Source organism: Agreia sp. Leaf335, assembly GCF_001423605.1.
Taxonomy (GTDB): Bacteria; Actinomycetota; Actinomycetes; order Actinomycetales; family Microbacteriaceae; genus Agreia.
In genome coordinates this window covers 23,142-43,878 of record NZ_LMOQ01000002.1, presented here as the reverse complement: position 1 = coordinate 43,878, position 20,737 = coordinate 23,142, and the positions used below count along the sequence as shown (strand labels likewise).

The following is a 20,737-nucleotide window of genomic DNA, read 5'->3' as shown; positions in this document are numbered from 1 at the left end:
CTCAGTCGAGGAGGTGGGGGCGCTCGTTCGGGGCTTCACCGTCGAGGCCGGCGTCGTCGTCGGTCTCAGCGTCTGCGGGCGCAGCGTGTGAGGCCGAACGCCCGGTCGTGTCGTCGTCAGTCGGATCGCCTCCCAGGTAGTTTCGCACGGCGTGTGCGAAGCGGTCGCCACGGTCGGAGTAGTCGGTGAATTGATCCATCGACGCGGCCGCCGGTGCCAGAAGCACCACGTCGCCAGCCACCGCGAGAGCGGCAGCCAGTTCGACGGCGACCGACATGACACCCTTAGTCTCCGTGCCCGTCACCTCTCGCACGGGAAGGTGCGGCGCGTGTCGCTGGAATGCCTCCCGAAGCGCGGTTCGATCCTCGCCGACGAGCACGACTCCGCGCATCTTGGCCGCGCGTGCGCGCACCAGCGGCTCGATGTCGACGCCCTTCAAGAGTCCTCCCGCGATCCAGACCACCGACGGATACGCCGAGAGCGATGCGGCGGCCGCGTGCGGGTTCGTGGCCTTCGAGTCGTCGACCCAGGTGATGTCGTCGCGGATCTCGACGACCTCGATGCGATGCCGGTCGAGATGGAACGTGTCGAGGGCCGAGCGGATCGCAGGAATCGTGACGCCCACGCTGCGCGCGAGCGCCGTCGCGGCCAGGACATCGGCCACCGTGTGCGGAGCGCCCAGACCGGCAGCGGCCAAGCGGGCGACCGTGGTGACCTCGAGAGCCGAGCTGTGCCGGTCGTCGTGGAAAGCCCGGTCGACCAGGATGCCGTCGACGATACCGAGATCGCTGGGGCCGGGCACACCGAGGTCGAATCCGATGGCGCGAGCACCCTCGACGACCTCTGCGTCTTCCACCATCTTCAGGGTCAGCTCGTCGGCGCGGTTGTAGACGCAGGCGCTGCGAGTGTTCGTATAGACCCGAGCCTTGGCGGCGACGTAGGCCTCCATCGATCCGTGCCAGTCGAGATGGTCTTCGGCGACGTTGAGACAGACGGCTGCCCACGGCGACATGCTCGATGTCGAGTAGAGCTGATAGCTCGACAGCTCGACCACGAAGACGTCGAAACCCTGCGGATCGCGCACGGCATCCAGAACGGGCACTCCGATATTCCCGCACGGCGCCGCGCGCAGCCCACCGGCGGCCAGCATGGCGGCCGTCAGCTGAACGGTGGTCGTCTTGCCGTTCGTGCCGGTGACCGCGATCCATTCAGCCGGAGCGCTGCCGGCGCCCGAGACGCCGACCTTGTCTCGCAGTCTCCACGCCAGCTCGACGTCGCCCCATACGGGGATGCCCCGTTCGATCGCCCAGGTGATCGCCGAGTGGTCCGGGTGAAACCCCGGCGAGACGACCAGCAGTTCGGGATCGAGCGATTCGAGCTCGGCGGGAACCGAGTCCAGCGACGTGGCCTGCACGAGCTCGGCGCCGATCACCTCGAGCATGAGCCGGTAGCGGTCGTCGACCTTCTCTGCGACCACGAGAACGCGCGAGCCGAGTTCGGCGAGCGTGTCCGCAACGGAGAAGCCCGTGACGCCGAGTCCGAGGACTCCGACACGGAGTCCGGACCAGTCGTGGTGCCAGCTGGTGAGATCGAGCGCCCTGCCGGAAGCGGGATCGGTCATCGCGAGATCCACTCGAGGTAGAAGGACCCGACGCCGGCGGCGACGAGAATTCCGGCGATGATCCAGAATCTCACCACGATGGTGACCTCTGCCCACCCCTTCACCTCGAAATGGTGATGGAGCGGGCTGGCGAGCCAGATGCGCTTGCCCTTGGTGAGCTTGAAGTACGTGAGTTGGATGACGACCTGACCGGCGACGATCACGAAGATACCGCCGATGACGACGAGGAGCAGTTCCGTGCGGCTGAGGATGGCCAGCGCAGCGAGTGCGCCACCGAGTGCGAGCGAGCCGGTGTCGCCGAGGAAGATCTTCGCCGGGTTGGTGTTCCACCACAGGAATCCGATGAGAGCGCCGACAATGGCGGCGGCGACGATCGCCAGATCTAGAGGATCCCGCACCTCGTAGCACTTGCCGAGCACATCCGAGGCGAGATTCGGGTTGAAGCAGTTCTGACTGTCCTGCCAGAACCCGATGAAGATGAAGGCTCCGATGGCGAGGATGCTCGATCCGGGGGCCAGACCGTCGAGACCGTCTGTCAGATTCACGCCATTCGACGTGCCCATGACGATCACGCATACCCAGACGACGAAGGCGATGACGATGACGGCGGGGATGACGAGCATGTCGAAGTCGATGTGCGTGTCGCGCACGATCGAGATCGCCGTCGAGGCCGGTGTCACGCCGTTGCCGTCAGGGAAGTTCAACGCGAGGATCGCGAAGGCGACGCCGACCACGATCTGGCCGATGAGCTTGGCCGCCGGGCCGAGACCCAGGCTGCGCTTCCGATGCGTCTTGATGAAGTCGTCGATGAATCCCACGACGGCGAGACCGACCATCAGGAAGAGCACGAGGAGTGCGGAGATCGAGATGCCGCGTTGAGTCAGGAGCAGCGCGACGAAGTAGCCGAACAGGGTGGCCAGCACGATGACGATTCCGCCCATCGTCGGCGTTCCGCGCTTCACGTGGTGCGTCTCTGGGCCATCCATGTTGATGAACTGGCCCCACGCCAGCCGTTTGAAGAGCCGGATGAAGACGGGGGTCATGAGCAGTGTGAAAACCATGGAGATGGCCCCGGCTGCGAGAAGGGTTTTCATGCGAAGAGCTCCCCCAGTCGGTCTCCGAGGAACCTGAGCCCCGCGGAGTTCGACGACTTGACGAACACGATGTCGCCCGGTCTCAGCTCGGGAGCAAGCGCGTCGTAGGCTTCGTCGGCGGTGTCGACGAACTGCGACTCGCCATCCCACGATCCTTCGTGCGTCGCAGCGAGGTGCAGGGCTCGTGCGCCCTCTCCCACGACGATCAGCTTCTCGATGCCGAGCCGCACGATCATGCGACCGATGCGGTCGTGTTCTTCGAGCGAGAATTCACCGAGCTCGCTCATCTCGCCGAGGACCGCGATCTTGCGGGATGTCGGCGTCGCGATCTGGGCAAGCGTCTTGAGCCCCGCGACCATCGAGTCCGGGCTCGCGTTGTAGGCGTCGTTGATGACGGTCACATTGTCGCGTCCTCCGAGCACCTCCATGCGCCAACGCTCCGCACGCGTCACCGCCTGCAGTCCGTCGACGATGCGGTCGATGCCGACGCCGAGGCTCTCTGCTGCAGCCGCGGCGGCCAGAGCGTTCATGACGTGATGTTCGCCGAGCACTCTGAACCGCACAGCTCGGCTCTCGCCCGACGCGAGAGTCAACGTGAACTCCGTGCCGCCGGCGTGCGCGGACACGTCGTGCGCCCGCACAGCGGCCCGCTCGTCGAGGCCGAACCAGACGACTCGCGCTGCGGTCTTGTCGGCCATCCCCGCGACTCGAGGGTCATCGATGTTCAACACCGCGACATCCGTGTCGTCGAGATCCGTGACCATCTCGGTCTTCGTGGCCAATGTCGTGGCGATCCCGCCGAACTCTCCCGCGTGGGCGAGCCCCACTGTGAGCACCACACCGACATCGGGTTTGGCCATGCGGACCAGCCGCGTGATCTCCCCCGGGCCGGATGCGCCCATCTCGGCGACGAGGTACCTGGTCGACGGCGTCAGCTTGAGCATGGTGAGCGGAGCGCCCACCTCGTTGTTGAACGAGTCACGGGGCGCGACCGTCTCGCCCTCGGCATCGAGGATCGAGCGGAGGAGGTTCTTCGTGGTGGTCTTGCCGTTCGATCCCGTGATGCCCACGATGCGCAGCAGTCCGTGCTGCCGAACACGGCGTACCACCTCCGTCGCCAGTGCTCCCAGCGCTAGCACGGCGTCATCGACGACGATCTGAGCGACGAGCGCATCAGACGTGCGCTCGGCGATCACCAGGGCCGCACCGGCGGACACTGCCTTGTCGATGAACAGGAATCCATCGCTGAATTCGCCGGGCTTCGCCACGAAGATGCCGCCGTCGCGAATCTCTCGAGAGTCGGTGTCGATGACCCCGGAGACGACGGTGTCGGACGAGATGCCCGCAGCCGCGATGGCGTCGGGAATGACCAGTCGGCCGCCGATGATGCCGGCGATGTCATGAAGTGTGAGTTGGAGCATGGGTCAGAGCCATCCGTATTCCTGCAGGGCGAGCCGTGCCTCGTCGCGCGCGGAATAGGGAATCTTCTCGCCCGCGACTTCCTGATAGTCCTCGTGGCCCGGACCGGCATGCAGAATCACGTCGCCCTCGCCGGCCACGGAAAGTGCCTTGCGGAACGCGAGCCGGGGGTCGGGAACCTCGTAGAGCTCGACGTCGCCTCGGACCGCTCGCGCGGCATCCAGAAGAACCGATCGGATAGACGCCGGGTCTTCGAACCGCGGGTTGTAGTCGGTGATGACGACGACGTCGGCGAGCCTGGCGGCGATCGACGCCATGTCGACCCTCTTGGTCGTGTCCCTGTCTCCGTCGGCACCGAAGACCATGATGACCCGGCCATCGGTGACGCGCCGGAGCGCCTCGAGCGCACTCTGGAACGCATCCGGACTGTGCCCGTAGTCGATGTAGACCCGCGGTCCCGCGTCGGCGGACACCTTCTCGGCACGACCTGGCACGAAGGCGTCGATTCCTCCGTCTCGATCGAGGACGTGCGCGATGGCCTCGAGGTCGTACCCCGATTCGACGAGCATCACGATCGCGAGTGCCGCGTTCTCGGCCATGAAGCGGCCGAGGATGGGAATGCTCGTGGTGAGGGAACGGTGATCGGGGCCCTCGATGCTGAACCGCGTGAAGTCGACGGTCTCTTCGAGGATCGTGACCTGCCAGTCTGCGGGGACGCCGGTCTTGGTCGAGATCGTCGCGACCGGAATCCGTGACTCGTCAGCGAGGCGGGCACCCCATTCGCCGTCGACGAGCACCACTCCGCGCCGAGCCCGATCGGGCTCGAACAGGGCGCGTTTGGCCTCGAAGTAGTCTTCCATGCGGCCGTAGTCGTCGAGATGGTCGTGCGTGAGATTCGTGAACCCGACGACGTCGAAGACGATGCCATCGACGCGGTGACGAGTCAGAGCCTGCGCCGAGACCTCGATGATGACCGACCGCACCTCCGCCTCGCGCATACGAGCGAGTAGAGCATGCACCTCGGTCGCCTCCGGCGTCGTCAAGGTGCTCGTGATTCGGAGCTCGCCGATGCCGCGCTCGGCCGTCGTGCTGAAGCCCGCCACGATGCCGAGTTGCGACAGGATCGCGTCAAGGATGTACGTGACGCTCGTCTTGCCGTTGGTGCCTGTGACCCCGAAGAGAGTGGGCGGGTCGTCGAGCGTGCGATAGATCCAGGCTGACACAGCACCCAGAGCCTCGCGAGGCTGCGGCGTGACGATCACCGGGAGTCCGCTGTCTGCGGCTAGCTCGGCGCCCTGCGCATCGGTGAGGATCGCCACCGCACCGCTCTGAGCGGCGGCCGAGGCGAACGTCGCTCCGTGCACATTGCGTCCGGGCAGACCGACATAGAGATCACCGGGCACGATGTCTCGCGACGTCAGGCTGATCCCGGTGACGGAGTCGGGTGCGAATTCGCCGATCTGCTCCAGCTCGAAGTCTGCGACGAGCTGTGAGAGCGATCGTGCGATCGGATGTTCCGGGCGCAGTCCCTGCGAAACCCGATCCGGCACAGATGACTCCTTCATTCAGTAAGTAGTGGGTAGATCGGGGGCGGGAACCGTGGAGGGCTGCACCCGATACGTCTTCAGCGCCTGCGACAGCACCTTCTGGAAGACCGGCGCGGCGGCCAGTCCAGATGTAATGGTAACGGGCTTCCTGATGGTCACCGAAACGACGTACTGAGGATCGTCCGATGGTGCCATACCGGCCATCGAGGTGAGGTATGCCCCGCCATATGCACCCGAACCATTGCTCATCTCGGCCGTTCCGGTCTTTGCGGACACTCGGTATCCCGGGATCTTCAGGGCGTCTGCGGCGTAACCGGTGGTGGCGACCGACTCCATCATGTGCACGGTGTCCTGAGCCGCCTGAGGCGAGATGACCTGCTCGCCGGTCGACGTGGGCGGAGCATCCGTCACCGTGCCGTCTTCGTGTTTGCACCCCTCGAAGAGCTGCACGGGCATACGCACGCCGTTGTTCGCGATCGCCTGGTAGGCACTCGCCATCTGCACGGCGGTCACGGTGAGCCCCTGGCCGAAGGTCGTGTTGTAGATCGTCTGATCGTCGAGCTGGGTGGGCCCGCTGACACCTCCGGGAAGAATGTCGCCCGAGTCCTCGCCGACGAAGCCGACCTCGGTCGGCTTTCCCAGATGGAACTTGTTCATGTAGTCCCAGCGCTGATCGACCGACATGTTGTTGCTGAGCATGGAGATGCCCGTGTTCGACGACTGTTCGATGACACCGGTCAAGGTCCAGGGCATGTCTGGGTGAAAGAACGAGTCATGGATGACGGCGCTGCCGGACTTGTACTCGTATGGAGCCATGACCTGACTCGAGGGAGTCGCCGCTCCGGCGTCGATCAGCGAGGCGGCAGTGATCGACTTGAACGTCGATCCAGGCTCGAAGGGGTCGCTGAACACCTTCGCTCCGCGGAAGGCCGGGTCGGTGGCGTCGACATTGTTCGGATCCACCGTGGGGTACTCGGCCGCCGTCAGGATCTTGCCCGTCTTGGCCTCGGTCACGACCACGGTGCCCGATTCGGCGCCGACCTCGGTGACGCGTTGCGCCAGAGCCTCCTGCGCGAAGTACTGCAGGTCGGCGTTGATCGTCAGTTGCACCTTGCCGCCGTCGACAGCCTTCTTGAGGGTCACGGTCGACCCGGGAATCGCCACTCCGTCTTCACCGGTCTCGGTCACCTCGCTGCCATCGCTGCCGGCGAGACAGGCGTTCTGCGTCAGCTCGGTACCGGCCAGGGCCGATCCATCCGCCCCCACGAAGCCCACGAGGTTGCCGGCGACGCTTCCATCGGGATAGGTACGCGACTGATCGGCCTTGTAGTAGAGCCACGGGATGTCGAGGGCGCGGATCGCGTTGTACGTCGTGACATCGACCGACTTGGAGATCAGCGCGTAGCGCGAGGTCGGGTCCGCGGTGACGATGGCGGTGACCACAGACGGTTCCAACCCCATGACCGACGCGAGTTCGCCGATGGCCTGTTCTGCGCTGACCTTCACTTCGCCGGTGCCGTCAGGGCCCGGGCGTTCGAACTCGGCGACGGCCGACGGGTCGGCCTCGATGGCGTACCGCAGGATGCTGGTGGCCAGGACGACGCCGTTGGCGTCGACGATGTCGCCTCGCGTTCCCAAGGTGACGGTGCTGTCGGACCTGCTCGCGAGAGAGATCGCGTTCAGGCTGTCTGCCTGCACGATCTGTATGTCGACGAGCCTCACACAGAAGACGGAGACCACGGCGACGATGATGAGCACCGCGATGGTCACGCGTCCTCGAGTTGTTCTGGCTGTCGTCGGGGTCACGTGCGGCCTTTCATTCGGCTGATGAGCAGCTCACCGGTCGGTTAGTGCGTCTGTGGAGAAGGAAGAGCACCCTGCCACGGTACGCTCGGGTCCGGCGCGGCCGCCGGAGGCGCGCTCGACGCATCGGGAATGGGCGCGGCCTTCACGGGTTCGGGTTGCAGCAACGAGTTCGGGACGAGCGCCTGGTTGGCGGTGATCGGTGCGTTGGCGGAGGTCGCAGGGGCAGGGGAGCCCAGAACCGCGCCGTCGGAGAGTCGAAGATAGACGGTGTTGCCGTTGGCGACCATTCCGAGTGCCTGTGCGTTCTGCACCAGGTTCTGCGGTGAGGAGAAGGCCGTCAGCTGCTCGCTCAGGGCCTGGTTCGTTCGCGACAGATCTTTCAGCTTCGCCTGCTGCGCCGAGACTTGGTAGGCACCGTCGGAGAGGCCGATCGTGAGCAGGAGCTGCGCGAGCGCGATGATCGCGATTCCGCCGATGGCGACCGCCGCGTAGACGATCCGCGGTCGGCGACGAGCGCGCGGCACCGCGTCGGGTGCCGGCCTGAGCCATCGGCGCCGCGGCTCCGCCTCGGGGGCGTAGGCCGGCGCACCGAGTTGCGCGATGGGCACGGTGGCCAGATTCGTCATGAGGCACTCCTGATGCGTTCGGCAGCTCGAAAACGGACAGGGGTGGCGCGAGGGTTCTCGGCCTTCTCTTCATCGGTCGCCAGTTCGGCGCCACGCACGAGAAGCGACAGCTCCGGCTTGTGCTGCGGCAGCTCTACAGGAAGGCCCGGAGGTGCGGTCGACACACTTAACGCCTGAAGCGCGCGTTTGACGATGCGGTCCTCGAGTGACTGGTAAGACATGACGACGATGCGACCGCCGACCCGGAGCGTGCTGATGGCCGCGGGCACTGCACGCTCCAGCACACTCAGTTCCTGGTTGACTTCGATGCGCAGAGCCTGGAAGACGCGTTTGGCCGGATGACCCGCCCGAGAGAGGGCGGCCGGCGTGGCCTGCTGAAGAAGATCGACGAGATCGGCGGAGCGTACCAGCGGCTGTTCTGCGCGCCGCTGCACGATGCGTCGCGCATAGCGGTCGGCCAGTTTCTCTTCTCCGTAGTCGCGGAAGATGCGGCGGAGGTCGAATTCCGAGTACTCGGCCAGGATCATCTCAGCCGTCAGCGGCGCGTCCTGATCCATGCGCATGTCGAGCGGTGCGTCCTTGGAATAAGCGAACCCGCGCTCGGCTCTATCGAGCTGCATGCTCGACACACCGAGATCGAAGAGGATGCCGTCGACCGAGTCGATGTCGAGTTTCTGTAGAGCCGAGGCGATTTCGTCGTAGACGCAATGAACCAGGCGCACCCGATCGCCGAAGGGCTTGAGTCTGCCCTCGGCAAGGGCGAGAGCCTGGAGATCGCGGTCGAGACCGACGAGCGTCAGTTCTGGAAAGCGCGTGAGGAAAGCCTCTGCGTGACCGCCCAGGCCGAGCGTGGTGTCGACGAGAACGGCTCCGGGTCGTTCGAGCGCCGGGCCGAGGACGCTGATGCAGCGCTCGAGCATGACGGGTGTGTGGATGCGTGTGACGTCGTCCATGATTTATCGACCTGTTCGTTCTGCCTGATCCCCATCCATTCCGACCTGGCACCGGGGAAGTGTGTCAGGGCGAGGAACGGCTGGGAGTCACGCGGAACGACTAGAAGAGGCCGGGAATCACCTCCTCGTCGGTCTCGGAGAATGCGGCCTCCTGGGCCGCCAGGTAGGTGTTCCATGCTTCGGCGTCCCAGATCTCGGCGCGCGATCCGGCGCCGATGACGACCAGTTCTCGCTCGAGTCCTGCGTAGCTGCGCAGGTGGGCAGGAATGCTGACCCGGTTCTGCTTGTCGGGCACGGATGCATCGGCGCCAGACAGGAAGACACGCATGTAGTCGCGGGCCTGCTTGCTGGTGACGGGAGCCTGTCGGATCTTGTTGTGGAGCTCTTCGAATTCGGACGAACTGAACACGTAGACGCAGTGCTCCTGCCCCCGCGTCAACACGACTCCACCTTCGAGTTCGTCTCGGAATTTCGCCGGGAGGATGATGCGACCTTTGTCGTCGAGTTTGGGAGCGTACGTGCCAAGGAACATCGTCCTTTCTCCCCCTCGAATCCGGCCAGGTGTTGGGTGTTCCTCCACGTTACTCCACTTCACACCACCAAACAACGGAATTATCCGATCGAAGCCGTGAATCGGCCCAGACTCCGGCGTGATTACGGGAATTATCTGAGTGGAGGGAAATGGAGGGCTTTCGGCGTTTCGAGAGCGATTCATGCCGCGCGCAGGAGGAAAAGTCGTGCCATAGGAGAGGAACGACAAAAAAGGGGGCCGACCCGAAGGTCGGCCCCCTTGTGTGGAGGTGTGTGGAGAAGCGGCTCTGGGCCTACTCCTCGCGATCCTGGCGCTTATCCCAACGATCGTTGAGCTTGTCCATCAGATTGGTCTTGTTGGATGCGGAAGCGCTGGGCGATGAACCGGTGCGTGGGCCCGAGGCCGGACGGGCTGCTGATGACGTCGAGGGCCGGAGAGCCAGGAGCACCCCGGCGAACATTCCCACGAAGCCGACCAGGCCGACGATCAGGAGGTGGGTGATGACGCCCACGATGACCACGACGAGGCCCGCGATGGCGAGGAGGATGCCCAGAACGAGCGCGCCGTAGTTGAGTCTGCCTCTACCGGCGTTGACCGCCGAGACGAAATCGGCATCGTTGTGATAGAGACTGCGCTCCATCTCATCTAGAAGCTTCTGCTCCTGCTCGGAAAGCGGCATCCTATTCACCTCAGGCTCTGTCACACGCGTCGTTCTTGAAGCGATTGTAGTGCCCAGCATCTGGCTAGGCTAGGTGCGTGATACAAAGCACGCACCTGGTAAGCCGGGTCGACACCGAAATCGCCGAGTTTCTCGCCTCTCGTGAACCTATTCTCGCCGCTGTCGCGGACGAACTGTCCGCGTTCACGGATTTCTCCCGGGATCTTCTCAGCGGCGGCAAACGGTTCCGCGCACGATTCTGCATCGCCGGGTGGCAGGCGACGTCGGACGGCACTGATTCCGCGCAGGAACGAGCGGTGATCACCCTGGCGGCAGCCCTCGAGGTCTTCCACGCCGCGGCACTCGTGCACGACGACATCATCGACAACTCGGATACGCGCCGAGGCATGCCCGCGGCGCATGTGCGATTCGCCGCTCTTCACCGAGATCAGCAGTTCGTCGGCTCGGCCGACACGTTCGGCCGCGCCAGCGCTATCCTGCACGGCGACCTTCTTCTGGGATGGAGTGACGAGCTCGTCGACGCCGCGTTGGACCTCCTCGTCGATCGAGACGACGCACGATCGACGCGCGCGGAGTTCAATCGCATGCGCACCGAGGTCACCGTCGGCCAATACCTCGACATCTTGGAGGAGAACGCCTGGCCCACCGTGCCGGAGAGCGACACGATTCGTCGCGCGGAACGCGTGATGACTTTCAAGTCGGCCAAGTACAGCGTCGAAGCACCCCTCGCGCTGGGTGCCCTGATCGGTGGCGGCTCTGCGACGCACGTCTCGGCGCTACGGGCGTTCGGACTCCCGCTCGGGCTCGCGTTCCAGCTTCGAGACGATGTTCTGGGAGTCTTCGGCGACGCGGCCATCACGGGAAAACCCGCTGGCGATGATGTGCGCGAGGGAAAGCGCACGGTTCTGGTCGCGCTTGCCCGTCAGGGCATGACTGCCTCTCAGCGAGAGGCGTTCGACGACGCGCTCGGTCGACCGGAACTCGACGACGCCGCCATCGCCGACCTGCAGCGGCAGATCGAGCTCACGGGGGCACTCGAGAGCGCCGAGCGATCGATCTCGGCGTACACCGCCGAGGCGTTGAAGGCGCTTCAGGCCGCACACCTCGACGCCCACGCCACGGAGGAACTGGAGGAGCTGGCTCGGCTTCTCACCGAGCGCTCGTCCTGAGCATCCATGGATCAGGCGAGAGCCTGGGCCACCCGACGCACTTCGGCCTTGCGGCCGGCGAGCAGGGCATCGATGGGAGCGACACCCAGCGACTCCTCTTCTTCGAGCAACCACTGCATCGCCTCATCGGGCACGAATCCGGAGTCGAGGAGCACGATGATCGTGCCCTTCAACTCGGGAAGGGGCTCGCCGTCGCGAATGAACACATCCGGCACGACGAGGACTTTGTCGCGCCGGGTTGCGAGCAGAGAGTGCTCTTCGATCATCTTGCGGACGCGACCCGGGGTTGAGCCGAAGATCTCGGCCACGTCGGGAATGGTCAACCAGGTTCTTGCGGGGGTGTTTTCACTCACGTACCAAGCCTGCCACGATCGGGGCCGCGCCCGGCACCCTGGCGCCGATATCGCATCGTTATCCACGACACGATCGACGCTTGATCAGATCGTTGACGATCACGGGCATCCGTGGAACTGTTGACGCACGGACGAAACGAGACTTGCGAGGTGCACGGCCGCTATGACGAGGTTGCCGAGCCGCCCTGGCGGACGAGCACGGCCCCAACCTCGGTCGCTCATCGCGCTGGTCGCCGTTCCGTTCGTTCTCCTGGGTCTTGCCGCCTCGAAGGTCGCTGCATCGTCGAATCGCCGTCGAGACCGGACCCCGGTCGAGGAGTCAGCCGCGAAGAGTGCAGAAGCGACGCAATCACCATCGGTGGAGCCGTCGTATCGCGTCGAATTGGGTGACACCGTCAGCGAGATCGCCATTCGCCACGGCCTGCCGACCGCCCACGTGCTTGCCCAGAACGGCCTGAGCTGGAAAACCCCCATTTTCCCCGGCCAGATGCTCCGTCTCGAGCCGATCCCGGACGATCTCGAATGGCCGGCCGCGGAAGCCTCGGACAAACGCGACCCGCGCGTCGACTGATCACCCGCGCAACCAGAACGGCGGGTCTCGATCTTCGTGGTGTCTATGCCGACTTCCTCGGCCACTGCTCTCTAAACTTCATTCGTGACCACCGCGCCCACTGACCCTATGATCGGACGTCTCATCGACGGTCGGTACCAGGTGCGGTCGCGGATCGCTCGCGGAGGCATGGCCACGGTCTACCTCGCGACAGACCTCCGACTCGAGCGCCGCGTCGCCATCAAGATCATGCACGGCCACCTGGCCGACGAGTCCAACTTCAAAGAGCGCTTCGTGCAGGAGGCTCGCTCCGCGGCGCGGCTCGCGCACCCCAACGTCGTCAACGTCTTCGATCAGGGGCAGGATTCGGACATGGCGTACCTCGTCATGGAGTACCTGCCGGGCATGACGCTCCGCGACCTGCTCAAAGACTATGGAACGCTCACCACCGAGCAGACCCTCGACATCATGGATGCCGTTCTCGGCGGGCTCGCCGCCGCGCACAAGGCCGGTATCGTGCACCGCGACCTCAAACCCGAGAACGTTCTCCTGGCGGATGACGGCCGGATCAAGATCGGCGACTTCGGACTCTCGAGGGCGACCTCGGCCAATACGGCCACCGGCCAGGCGCTGCTCGGAACGATCGCGTACCTCTCCCCCGAGCTGCTGACCCGCGGCACAGCCGATGCACGAAGCGACATCTATGCCGCCGGCATCATGATGTACGAGATGCTCACCGGCGCGCAGCCGTTCGTCGGCGATCAGCCCATGCAGATCGCCTTCCAACACGCCAACGACCAGGTTCCGCGGCCGAGCGCCGTGAATCCCTCTGTACCGCGCGATCTCGACGACCTCGTGCTGTGGGCGACGGCGAAAGACCCTGTCGACCGTCCGACCGACGGCCGCGCCATGCTCGAACAGCTTCGCCTCACCGAGCAGAGCATGTCGGCGACCCAGGCGGCGACGACGGGCATCCAGCGCACCGTGGTGATGCCCGCGGCTCTCACCCCTGACATGACCTCAGCACAGACCCAGGCCTTTCAGAAGACCGGAATGACCTCGGCGCTGACCACTCCGACACGCGCTCCCGCGCCGCAGAGGGCACCCCGCACGGCGGCCCCTCAGAGCGCCGTCGCCTCGGCACCCGCCGCTCGTCTGAAAGCCTCGTCCGCCGTTCGCCGCCGCCGTGGTTTCTGGCTGGTCGGCATCGTGATCCTTCTCGTCGCCCTGGCCGGCGGCACCGGGTGGTATTTCGGCATCGGTCCAGGGGCGCAGCTGACGATCCCCGACGTGGCCGGTCAAGCGCCAGACGCGGCGCAGTCCACCCTCGAGGAGCTCGGCGTCGTGGTGACCCGGGCCGATCAGTCGAGCGTGACTGTTCCTGCGGGCACGGTCATCGGCACGGATCCCTCATCTGGTGCTCACGTGGCGCGCGACTCGACGGTCAGCGTCATCGTGTCTACCGGTCCAGCGCAGTTACCGCTGCCCCAGCTGATCGGCGCCGATAAGGCCGCCGCGCAACAGGCCATCGAGCAGGCGAAGTTCACCCTCGGAAGCGAGTCGCAGGTCTTCTCCAGCGATGCCGCGGCCGGAATAGTCCTCGACGCCTACAACGTCGATGGCGCGAGCCTCGCGACCAACGGTTCGACCGAGGGAGTGCTCTACAGCGAGGCACAACCGATCTCACTCCTGGTGTCCGCCGGTGCGATCCCCGACGTCTCCGACAAGACCGTCGACGAAGCCACGGCGACCCTGCAGGCGGTCGGTCTCGCCGCCGCCGCAGGCGAGCAGGTCTACAGCGAATCGATCAAGGAGGGCAAGGTGATCCAGGCGATCGCACCCTCCGACACCGTGCGCCCCGGAGATACGATGTCGCTCCAGATCTCCCGAGGTCCCGAGCCGGTCACCGTTCCCGACGTCGTCGGCAAACCGTGGATCGACGCCAAGTCGATTCTGGTCGCAGCCGGCTTCGATCTCAGCTACCCGGCCGGCGCGGACATCGTCCCGGCACTCGTGACCGTCACGGCGACGAACCCGGTCGCCGGCACGAGCGTTCCGCGCGGGTCCAAGCTGACGGTCAGCGTCAGCTTCTAGGCCACTCGGCCTGACACGACATCGGCGGGGTTAACGCGACGCGCCCGCCCGGATGCTAGGGGCATCCGGGCGGGCGCGTCGCCGCCGTCTGGCGCGACTAGGCCTTGCGGACCTGGCCGAGCTCTTCGGCCACGAGGAAAGCGAGCTCGAGAGACTGCATGTGATTGAGGCGCGGGTCGCACAGAGACTCGTACCGGGTGGCCAGATCGGCCTCGTCGATGTGCTCCGAACCACCGAGGCACTCGGTGACGTCGTCGCCCGTGAGCTCGACGTGGATGCCGCCGGGGTGGGTGCCCGCGGCACGGTGGGCCTCGAAGAAGCCCTTCACCTCGTCGACGACGTCGTCGAAACGGCGCGTCTTGTATCCCGTGGGAGTCGTGAGTCCGTTGCCGTGCATCGGATCGGTGACCCACAGCGGCGTCGCATCCGCAGACTTGATCGTCTCGAGCAGGGGCGGCAGCGCATCGCGGATCTTGCCGGCGCCCATGCGTGTGATGAATGTGAGGCGGCCGGGCTCTCTGTTCGGGTCGAGCTTGTCGATGAGACGGAGCATGTCGTCGCCACTCGTGGTGGGGCCGAGCTTCACACCGATCGGGTTGCGCACGCGGCTGAGGAAGTCGACGTGGGCCCCGTCGAGGTCGCGGGTGCGCTCACCGATCCACAGGAAGTGGCTCGAGGTGTTGTACGGAGTGCCCGTGCGCGAATCGATACGCGTCATGGGGCGCTCGTAGTCGAACAGCAGCGCCTCGTGGCTCACGAAGAATTCGGTGCGCTTCAGCGCCTCGAAGTCCGCTCCGCAAGCGATCATGAACTTGACGGCGCGGTCGATCTCACGGGCGAGGTGTTCGTATCTGACGTTGGCCGGGTTCGACGTGAAGCCCTTGTTCCAGTCGTGCACCTGCCTGAGGTCGGCGAAGCCGCCCTGGGTGAAGGCGCGGATCAGATTGAGGGTCGACGCCGCCGTGTGGTACCCCTGCACGAGTCGACGAGGGTCTGCCTCGCGGGACTCAGGAGTGAAGTCGTATCCATTGACGATGTCGCCACGGTACGCAGGCAGCGTGACGGACCCTCGCGTCTCGGTGTCGCTCGAGCGCGGCTTGGCGAATTGCCCCGCCATGCGCCCCATCTTGATGACGGGCATCGAGGCGCCGTAGGTGAGCACGACGGCCATCTGCAGCACCGTCTTGACCCGGTTGCGGATCTGCTCCGCCGTAGCGCCGGAGAAGGTCTCGGCGCAGTCGCCTCCTTGGAGGAGGAAGGCCTCTCCACGGGCCGCCACGGCCAGTCTGTCGCGCAGGTTGTCGACCTCGCCCGCGAAGACGAGAGGGGGCAGACCCGCGATCTCGGCCGAGGCCGACTCGACGGCCATGCTGTCGGGCCAGCTCGGCTGCTGCTTGACCGGGAGTCCTCGCCAATAGTCCAACCCGGCGATCACAGACTCATCTGCTTGAACGACCAGTTCGGTTGGATCTACCACGTGAGGGTTTCCGTATCTGTTTCTTTTCGGGTGCGAATCCGGCCATCACGGGCCGGCCGCGTCAACGGACGACGTTCGTCCGCTTCTCCTTTACCGAAGTCGCGTAGACATCTGCGTATTCCTGGCCCGAGAGCCTCTGCAGTTCATACATGATCTCGTCGGTGACGCTTCGAAGGATGAATCGGTCGGATTCCAACCCCTCGAACCTAGAGAAATCTAGCGGCTCGCCGATGATGACGCCAACTCTCCTGATCTTGGGAACCTTCGTGCCGATGGCCATGACCTTGTGCGTGTCGATCATGGCGACGGGAATGACCGGAACGCCCGCCTCGAGCACCATCCGCGCCACGCCCGTGCGGCCTCGGTACATCTTCGCGTCGGGACTCCGCGTGCCCTCGGGGTAGATGCCGAGGAGGTCGCCTCTGCCCAGCACGCCCAGCCCCGTGTTCAGAGAGGCCTCGGAGGCCTTACCTCCGGAACGGTCGATCGGCAGCTGTCCGGTCGCGAGAAAGAAGCCGCGAACCAGGGCGCCCTTGATTCCCTTACCCGTGAAGTAGTCGCTCTTGGCGAGGAACGACACGCGCCGGGACAGCACGAGGGGAAGGATCACCGAGTCGATGAACGACAGGTGATTGCTCGCCAGGATCGCTCCGCCCGTGCGCGGCACGTTCTCGAGTCCTCTGATCCAGGGGCGGAACACCGTGAGCACGATCGGCCCGGCGATCAGGTTCTTCATGATCCAGTAGAACATCGTGTGCCTTCGGCTCAGATCTGCGCGGCGTAGAGACGTGCGAGGTCGGCGGCGCCGACGACTCCCGCATCGTTGACGAGTTCGGCGATCCTGAACTCCGGTTCTGGGTGGTACCCACGAGCGGGCAGGTTGTCGAAGAACGACTGCCGGATGGGATCGAGCAGCAGATCTCCGGCCTGAGCGACTCCCCCGCCGATCACGAAGAGTTGGGGATCGAGCACCGCGGCGAGGCTGGCACTCGCCTGCCCGATCCAGTGGCCGAGTTCGCGCAAGGCGGCCAGGGCGCCGGGGTCGCCCGCCTGGATGAGCTCGCTCACCTCGTGGCCGGTGAGCACGCCCACGCGACTCCGCGCGGCCGCCAACGCGATGCCGATACCCCCGGCATCCGCCAAGTCGTTCGAGTAGCGCAGGAGCGCGCGGCCCGAGCCGTACTGCTCGATGCAGCCGCGGGCGCCACAGCCGCAGGGCAAGCCGTCGGGAACGACTCTCATGTGCCCGAGCTCGGCAGCGGCGCCGAATCCGCCTCGGAACATGCGGTCGGACGAGACGATGGCTCCTCCCACTCCGGTACCGATGGTGAGCATGCACATGTCGCTCACGAGTCGGCCCGCGCCGTAGCGGAACTCCGCCCAACCGGCGGCATTCGCGTCGTTCTCGATGATGACGCGGTAGGGCACCCGACGCTCGAGCTTCTCGCGGAACGGCTCGTTGCGGTAGCTGATGTTCGGTGCGTAGTACACGGTCGACTGCGCCGCGTCGATGAATCCGGCCGCGGCCACGCCCACGGCTGCCACGTCGTAGCCTTCGGCCAGTTGGGTGATCATCGCGACCACCGAATCCTCGATGTTCTGGATGTCGACGGCCTGGGTGGGGCGACGGTCGAAGCGCACGATCTGTCCGAGGTCGTCGACCAGCGCGCCGGCGATCTTGGTTCCGCCGATGTCGATGCCGATGGCGTGCATTGAATCCGTGCCCTTCCACGTCGCCGGCCGCTGGGCGAAGACGTCGCTTACGATGCGCGTTCCGACAAAGGATCGAATGCGCCAAGTAGAGTGTAGTTATCCGGCGCCGATCAGCACCATTTGGCCGGAGCATCGGCCTCAAGCGCCGACGAGCACATAGACCTGTTGACGAAGGAGTTGACGTGGAAGAATTCTCTGTACCCGCCGTCGTGAAAGCTGACCCTGACGCGAACGCCACCGACCTGCTGCTGGCTCGAGCCGCAGCTACCCCGGATGCCCCTCTGTTCGCCGTTCCCGATGGCGACGACGGATGGAGCGAGATCACCGTCGCCGAGTTCCTGCATCGCGTTCGTGCGACAGCGAAGGGCCTCATCGCCAACGGCATCAAGCCGGGCGACAAGATCGGCTTCATGTGCAAGACGCGCTACGAGTGGACCGTGGTCGACTTCGCGACGTGGTTCGCCGGCGCGATTCTCGTGCCGATCTACGAGACATCGGCTCCCAGCCAGGTGCAGTGGAACCTGAGCGACTCCGGCGCGGTCGCGGTCATCCTCGAGACCGCCGACCACTTCGCGAAGTTCGATGAGGTGCACCCCGACCTGCCCCTGATCAACCAGGTCTGGCAGATCGACCTCGGCGATCTCGACAAGATCGTGGCGTCGGGAGCCGCCGTGAGCGATGAGGCTCTGGAGGTCGCACGATCGAGCGCGTCGGGCAGCGACCTCGCCACGCTCATCTACACCTCCGGAACCACGGGCCGACCGAAGGGGTGCATGCTCACCCATTCCAACTTCGTGGAGCTCAGCCGCAACGCCGGGGTCGCGATGAAAGAGATGCTCGAGCCCGGAGCATCCACCCTTCTGTTCATCACGACGGCGCACATCTTCGCGCGGTTTATCTCCGTTCTCTGCGTGCACGCCGGCGTCAAGGTCGGGCACCAACCAGACACGAAGAAGCTGCTGACCTCGCTCGGCAGCTTCCGACCCACGTTCCTGCTCGCTGTGCCCCGTGTCTTCGAGAAGGTCTACAACTCGTCGGAGCAGAAGGCCGAGTCGGGTGGCAAGGGCGCGATCTTCCGCAAGGCAGCGGCCACGGCGATCGAGCACTCCGTCGCACTCGATGAAGGAAAGGTCTCTCTGGGCCTTCGTCTGAGGTTCGCCCTCTTCGACCGCCTCGTCCTGTCGAAGATCCGACAGGCGATGGGCGGTCGTGTGGAGTACGCCGTGTCGGGCTCGGCCCCGCTCGGACACCGCCTGGGCCACTTCTACCGCAGCCTCGGTATCAAGATCCTCGAAGGGTACGGTCTCACCGAGACGACTGCGCCTGCAACCGTCAACCTCGTATCGAAGTTCAAGATCGGCACCGTCGGCCCCGCGCTCCCGGGGGTCGGTGTCCGCATCGCCGACGACGGCGAGATCCAGGTCACCGGCGTCAACGTGTTCGCCGGATACTGGAACAACGACGAGGCGACTCGCGAGGCCATGGACGGAGCCTGGTTCAAGACCGGCGATATCGGCGCTTTCGACTCCGACGGCTTTCTCACCATCACGGGTCGGAAGAAGGAGATCATCGTGACCGCCGCCGGCAAGAACGTCGCACCCGCCGTTCTCGAGGATCCGATTCGCGCGAATCCCCTGGTGGGGCAGGTCATCGTCGTCGGAGATCAGAAGCCCTTCATCTCGGCTCTGATCACGCTCGATCCCGAAATGCTGCCCGTCTGGCTCGGCAACAACGGTCAGTCGGCCGGACTGTCACTCGCCGAGGCGGCCCAGAATCCGGCCGTCCTCGCGGAGATCCAACGGGCAGTCGACGAGGCGAACAGCGCGGTCTCACGAGCAGAGTCGATTCGCAAGTTCGTCGTGCTGAGCGACGACCTGACAGAGGACTCGGGCCATCTGACCCCGAAGCTCACGATCAAGCGGCACGTCATCATGAAAGACTTCGCCGACGACGTCGAGCGCATCTATCAGGCCGCTCCGGCGACCGAGGGTCAGTCGCTCATCCTGTGATCTGCCCGGGCGCGCTCGCCCTACCTCCCGTCTAGCTCCTCGTTCGCTGGCAACTTGCCCCGTTGCACGACGGGTGCGGTGCAGCTCGGGAATCATCTTCATAGACGATCGTCTAGGGAGGTGGGTACAGGTATGGACGAGCTCGAGACCCGAGTCACGCACAACGCGATTTGTCACGTCGCGTACGTCGATCAACCGCTCGTGTTGGAGTGCGACTGCTTGATCGGTCACGACCATCTCGGAAGCTACTCACTCAGCGCCGACCTGGCTCACTCCCTGGCGAGCTTCATCCGACGAACCGCAGCGGCACGTCGCCGACGCGGTTGACCCACTCGACCAGGGAGATCACCATGCCACGCACACACTCGACGACACCGTCCTCGGCGCCTCACCGCGCCATCCCCCTCTCGCTCGCCGGGGCGGTCATCATCGGCCTCTCCCTCACAGCGATCGTCGGCTCAGGGCCGGGTGCCATGGCCGCCGACATGTCTTCGCCCGTCGAACAGTCCTCCGCGTCTGCGCAGCACCGGATCGACGACGCCTCCAGGCTCGATCCGATCGGCACCCTCGTGGCCCAGCGGCTCGCGCTCGCGACCCCCGTCGCCCAGTCCAAGTGGTTGAGCGGCAAGCCCATCACCGACCCCGCTCGCGAGCAGGCCGTGGTCGACGACGCCGTCGCGCTCGCGACGAAGGACGGCGTCGACACAGACCTGGTGGCGAGGGTCGTGCGGGCTCAGATCAGTGCCAGCAAAGTAGTGCAGAACGGCCTGTTCACGGAATGGACGCACAACGCGCAGGAGGCTCCGACCACGGCGCCCGACTTGGCGACGATCCGGCCTCAGCTCGACTCCATCGATACGGCGCTCGTGACGGCCATCGGCGACGCATCCTCCGTCGCGAGTGACGCGCGCTGCTCACACGCCGTCGACTCTGAGCGCGATCGCACCTACCCGGGCATGGATTCCCTCGAACGGAAGGCCGTCAAAGCAGCCTGGGGTTCTTTCTGCGCCCGCTGACCCCTCGGTCCGCGACCATGTCCTCGAGCTGGTAGAGACACTCCATCTTTCGTATAATTGGTCTTTTGCGAAGTGCCAC

At 65.3% G+C, this 20,737-nt stretch carries 18 protein-coding genes; 5 read left to right on the top strand and 13 right to left on the bottom strand.

The window, feature by feature from the left end; genetic code table 11:
• Window position 1: 1 nt before the first annotated feature.
• From murD to ASF79_RS06200, 9 genes are all read right to left on the bottom strand, one after another.
• Window positions 2–1,621, bottom strand: a complete 1,620-nt coding sequence (gene murD / locus ASF79_RS06240; RefSeq protein WP_082495737.1) for a UDP-N-acetylmuramoyl-L-alanine--D-glutamate ligase — start codon at window positions 1,619–1,621, stop codon at window positions 2–4.
• Window positions 1,618–2,715 (bottom strand): phospho-N-acetylmuramoyl-pentapeptide-transferase, encoded by a 1,098-nt coding sequence (mraY, locus tag ASF79_RS06235; RefSeq protein WP_055781630.1) that lies wholly within the window; start codon window positions 2,713–2,715, stop codon window positions 1,618–1,620. The genes murD and mraY overlap by 4 nt, the downstream gene beginning before the upstream one ends.
• Window positions 2,712–4,136 carry a UDP-N-acetylmuramoyl-tripeptide--D-alanyl-D-alanine ligase gene (locus ASF79_RS06230; protein WP_055853262.1) on the bottom strand — a complete coding sequence of 475 codons (1,425 nt, stop codon included), beginning with the start codon at window positions 4,134–4,136 and terminating at the stop codon, window positions 2,712–2,714. The genes mraY and ASF79_RS06230 overlap by 4 nt, the downstream gene beginning before the upstream one ends.
• Window positions 4,137–4,139: 3 nt before the next feature.
• Entirely contained in the window at window positions 4,140–5,684 is a 1,545-nt protein-coding gene (locus ASF79_RS06225) for a Mur ligase family protein (protein WP_235500675.1), read from the bottom strand.
• A 15-nt stretch (window positions 5,685–5,699) separates the two neighbouring features.
• Complete coding sequence (locus ASF79_RS06220) at window positions 5,700–7,451, bottom strand: peptidoglycan D,D-transpeptidase FtsI family protein (RefSeq protein ID WP_235480626.1); 1,752 nt, start codon at window positions 7,449–7,451, stop codon at window positions 5,700–5,702.
• A gap of 77 nt (window positions 7,452–7,528) precedes the next feature.
• Window positions 7,529–8,113: a hypothetical protein gene (locus tag ASF79_RS06215; RefSeq protein ID WP_055853258.1), complete on the bottom strand. Its 585-nt coding sequence runs from the start codon at window positions 8,111–8,113 to the stop codon at window positions 7,529–7,531.
• Complete coding sequence (rsmH, locus tag ASF79_RS06210) at window positions 8,110–9,066, bottom strand: 16S rRNA (cytosine(1402)-N(4))-methyltransferase RsmH (protein ID WP_055781644.1); 957 nt, start codon at window positions 9,064–9,066, stop codon at window positions 8,110–8,112. Before rsmH ends, ASF79_RS06215 begins: the two co-directional genes overlap by 4 nt.
• 100 nt (window positions 9,067–9,166) lie before the next feature.
• The gene (gene mraZ, locus ASF79_RS06205; protein ID WP_044443213.1) at window positions 9,167–9,598 is read right to left on the bottom strand and encodes a division/cell wall cluster transcriptional repressor MraZ; all 432 of its coding nucleotides are present in this window, start codon (window positions 9,596–9,598) and stop codon (window positions 9,167–9,169) included.
• Between the two features lie 292 nt (window positions 9,599–9,890).
• Window positions 9,891–10,277, bottom strand: a complete 387-nt coding sequence (locus ASF79_RS06200) for a DUF3040 domain-containing protein (RefSeq protein ID WP_055853255.1) — start codon at window positions 10,275–10,277, stop codon at window positions 9,891–9,893.
• A 77-nt stretch (window positions 10,278–10,354) separates the two neighbouring features.
• On the opposite strand from ASF79_RS06200, the gene ASF79_RS06195 reads away from it, so the two are divergent.
• Window positions 10,355–11,446, top strand: a complete 1,092-nt coding sequence (locus tag ASF79_RS06195; RefSeq protein WP_055853253.1) for a polyprenyl synthetase family protein — start codon at window positions 10,355–10,357, stop codon at window positions 11,444–11,446.
• Between the two features lie 11 nt (window positions 11,447–11,457).
• Here ASF79_RS06195 and ASF79_RS06190 read toward each other — a convergent pair whose 3' ends face one another.
• Window positions 11,458–11,799 carry an Rv2175c family DNA-binding protein gene (locus tag ASF79_RS06190; RefSeq protein WP_055781654.1) on the bottom strand — a complete coding sequence of 114 codons (342 nt, stop codon included), beginning with the start codon at window positions 11,797–11,799 and terminating at the stop codon, window positions 11,458–11,460.
• Between the two features lie 358 nt (window positions 11,800–12,157).
• On the opposite strand from ASF79_RS06190, the gene ASF79_RS17825 reads away from it, so the two are divergent.
• Window positions 12,158–12,370 (top strand): LysM peptidoglycan-binding domain-containing protein, encoded by a 213-nt coding sequence (locus ASF79_RS17825; protein WP_326939950.1) that lies wholly within the window; start codon window positions 12,158–12,160, stop codon window positions 12,368–12,370.
• Window positions 12,371–12,454: 84 nt separating this feature from the next.
• On the top strand, window positions 12,455–14,443 hold the full coding sequence (gene pknB, locus ASF79_RS06180; protein ID WP_055781660.1) for a Stk1 family PASTA domain-containing Ser/Thr kinase: 1,989 nt from the start codon (window positions 12,455–12,457) through the stop codon (window positions 14,441–14,443).
• A 97-nt stretch (window positions 14,444–14,540) separates the two neighbouring features.
• On the opposite strand, the gene ASF79_RS06175 is transcribed toward pknB, so the two are convergent.
• The 3 genes from ASF79_RS06175 to ASF79_RS06165 form a co-directional block, all read right to left on the bottom strand.
• A complete protein-coding gene (locus tag ASF79_RS06175; protein WP_055853251.1) occupies window positions 14,541–15,920 on the bottom strand; it encodes a class II 3-deoxy-7-phosphoheptulonate synthase in 1,380 nt (459 codons plus the stop codon).
• A gap of 61 nt (window positions 15,921–15,981) precedes the next feature.
• Window positions 15,982–16,671: a lysophospholipid acyltransferase family protein gene (locus ASF79_RS06170; RefSeq protein WP_055781667.1), complete on the bottom strand. Its 690-nt coding sequence runs from the start codon at window positions 16,669–16,671 to the stop codon at window positions 15,982–15,984.
• Between the two features lie 14 nt (window positions 16,672–16,685).
• Window positions 16,686–17,633: an ROK family glucokinase gene (locus ASF79_RS06165; RefSeq protein WP_055781669.1), complete on the bottom strand. Its 948-nt coding sequence runs from the start codon at window positions 17,631–17,633 to the stop codon at window positions 16,686–16,688.
• 182 nt (window positions 17,634–17,815) lie between these two features.
• On the opposite strand from ASF79_RS06165, the gene ASF79_RS06160 reads away from it, so the two are divergent.
• Both ASF79_RS06160 and aroQ read left to right on the top strand, forming a co-directional pair.
• Window positions 17,816–19,642 (top strand): AMP-dependent synthetase/ligase, encoded by a 1,827-nt coding sequence (locus tag ASF79_RS06160; RefSeq protein ID WP_055853248.1) that lies wholly within the window; start codon window positions 17,816–17,818, stop codon window positions 19,640–19,642.
• 350 nt (window positions 19,643–19,992) lie between these two features.
• A complete protein-coding gene (aroQ, locus tag ASF79_RS06150) occupies window positions 19,993–20,658 on the top strand; it encodes a gamma subclass chorismate mutase AroQ (protein WP_055853243.1) in 666 nt (221 codons plus the stop codon).
• Window positions 20,659–20,737 lie beyond the last annotated feature (79 nt).

Excerpts from the sequence above, each read along its gene's own strand:
- rsmH (WP_055781644.1), bottom strand. The coding sequence starts at position 9,066 with ATGGACGACGTCACACGCATCCACACACCCGTCATGCTCGAGCGCTGC.
- murD (WP_082495737.1), bottom strand. The coding sequence starts at position 1,621 with ATGACCGATCCCGCTTCCGGCAGGGCGCTCGATCTCACCAGCTGGCAC.
- ASF79_RS06165 (WP_055781669.1), bottom strand. The coding sequence starts at position 17,633 with ATGCACGCCATCGGCATCGACATCGGCGGAACCAAGATCGCCGGCGCG.
- aroQ (WP_055853243.1), top strand. The coding sequence starts at position 19,993 with ATGCCACGCACACACTCGACGACACCGTCCTCGGCGCCTCACCGCGCC.
- ASF79_RS06230 (WP_055853262.1), bottom strand. The coding sequence starts at position 4,136 with ATGCTCCAACTCACACTTCATGACATCGCCGGCATCATCGGCGGCCGA.
- mraY (WP_055781630.1), bottom strand. The coding sequence starts at position 2,715 with ATGAAAACCCTTCTCGCAGCCGGGGCCATCTCCATGGTTTTCACACTG.
- ASF79_RS06215 (WP_055853258.1), bottom strand. The coding sequence starts at position 8,113 with ATGACGAATCTGGCCACCGTGCCCATCGCGCAACTCGGTGCGCCGGCC.
- ASF79_RS06200 (WP_055853255.1), bottom strand. The coding sequence starts at position 10,277 with ATGCCGCTTTCCGAGCAGGAGCAGAAGCTTCTAGATGAGATGGAGCGC.
- ASF79_RS06170 (WP_055781667.1), bottom strand. The coding sequence starts at position 16,671 with ATGTTCTACTGGATCATGAAGAACCTGATCGCCGGGCCGATCGTGCTC.
- mraZ (WP_044443213.1), bottom strand. The coding sequence starts at position 9,598 with ATGTTCCTTGGCACGTACGCTCCCAAACTCGACGACAAAGGTCGCATC.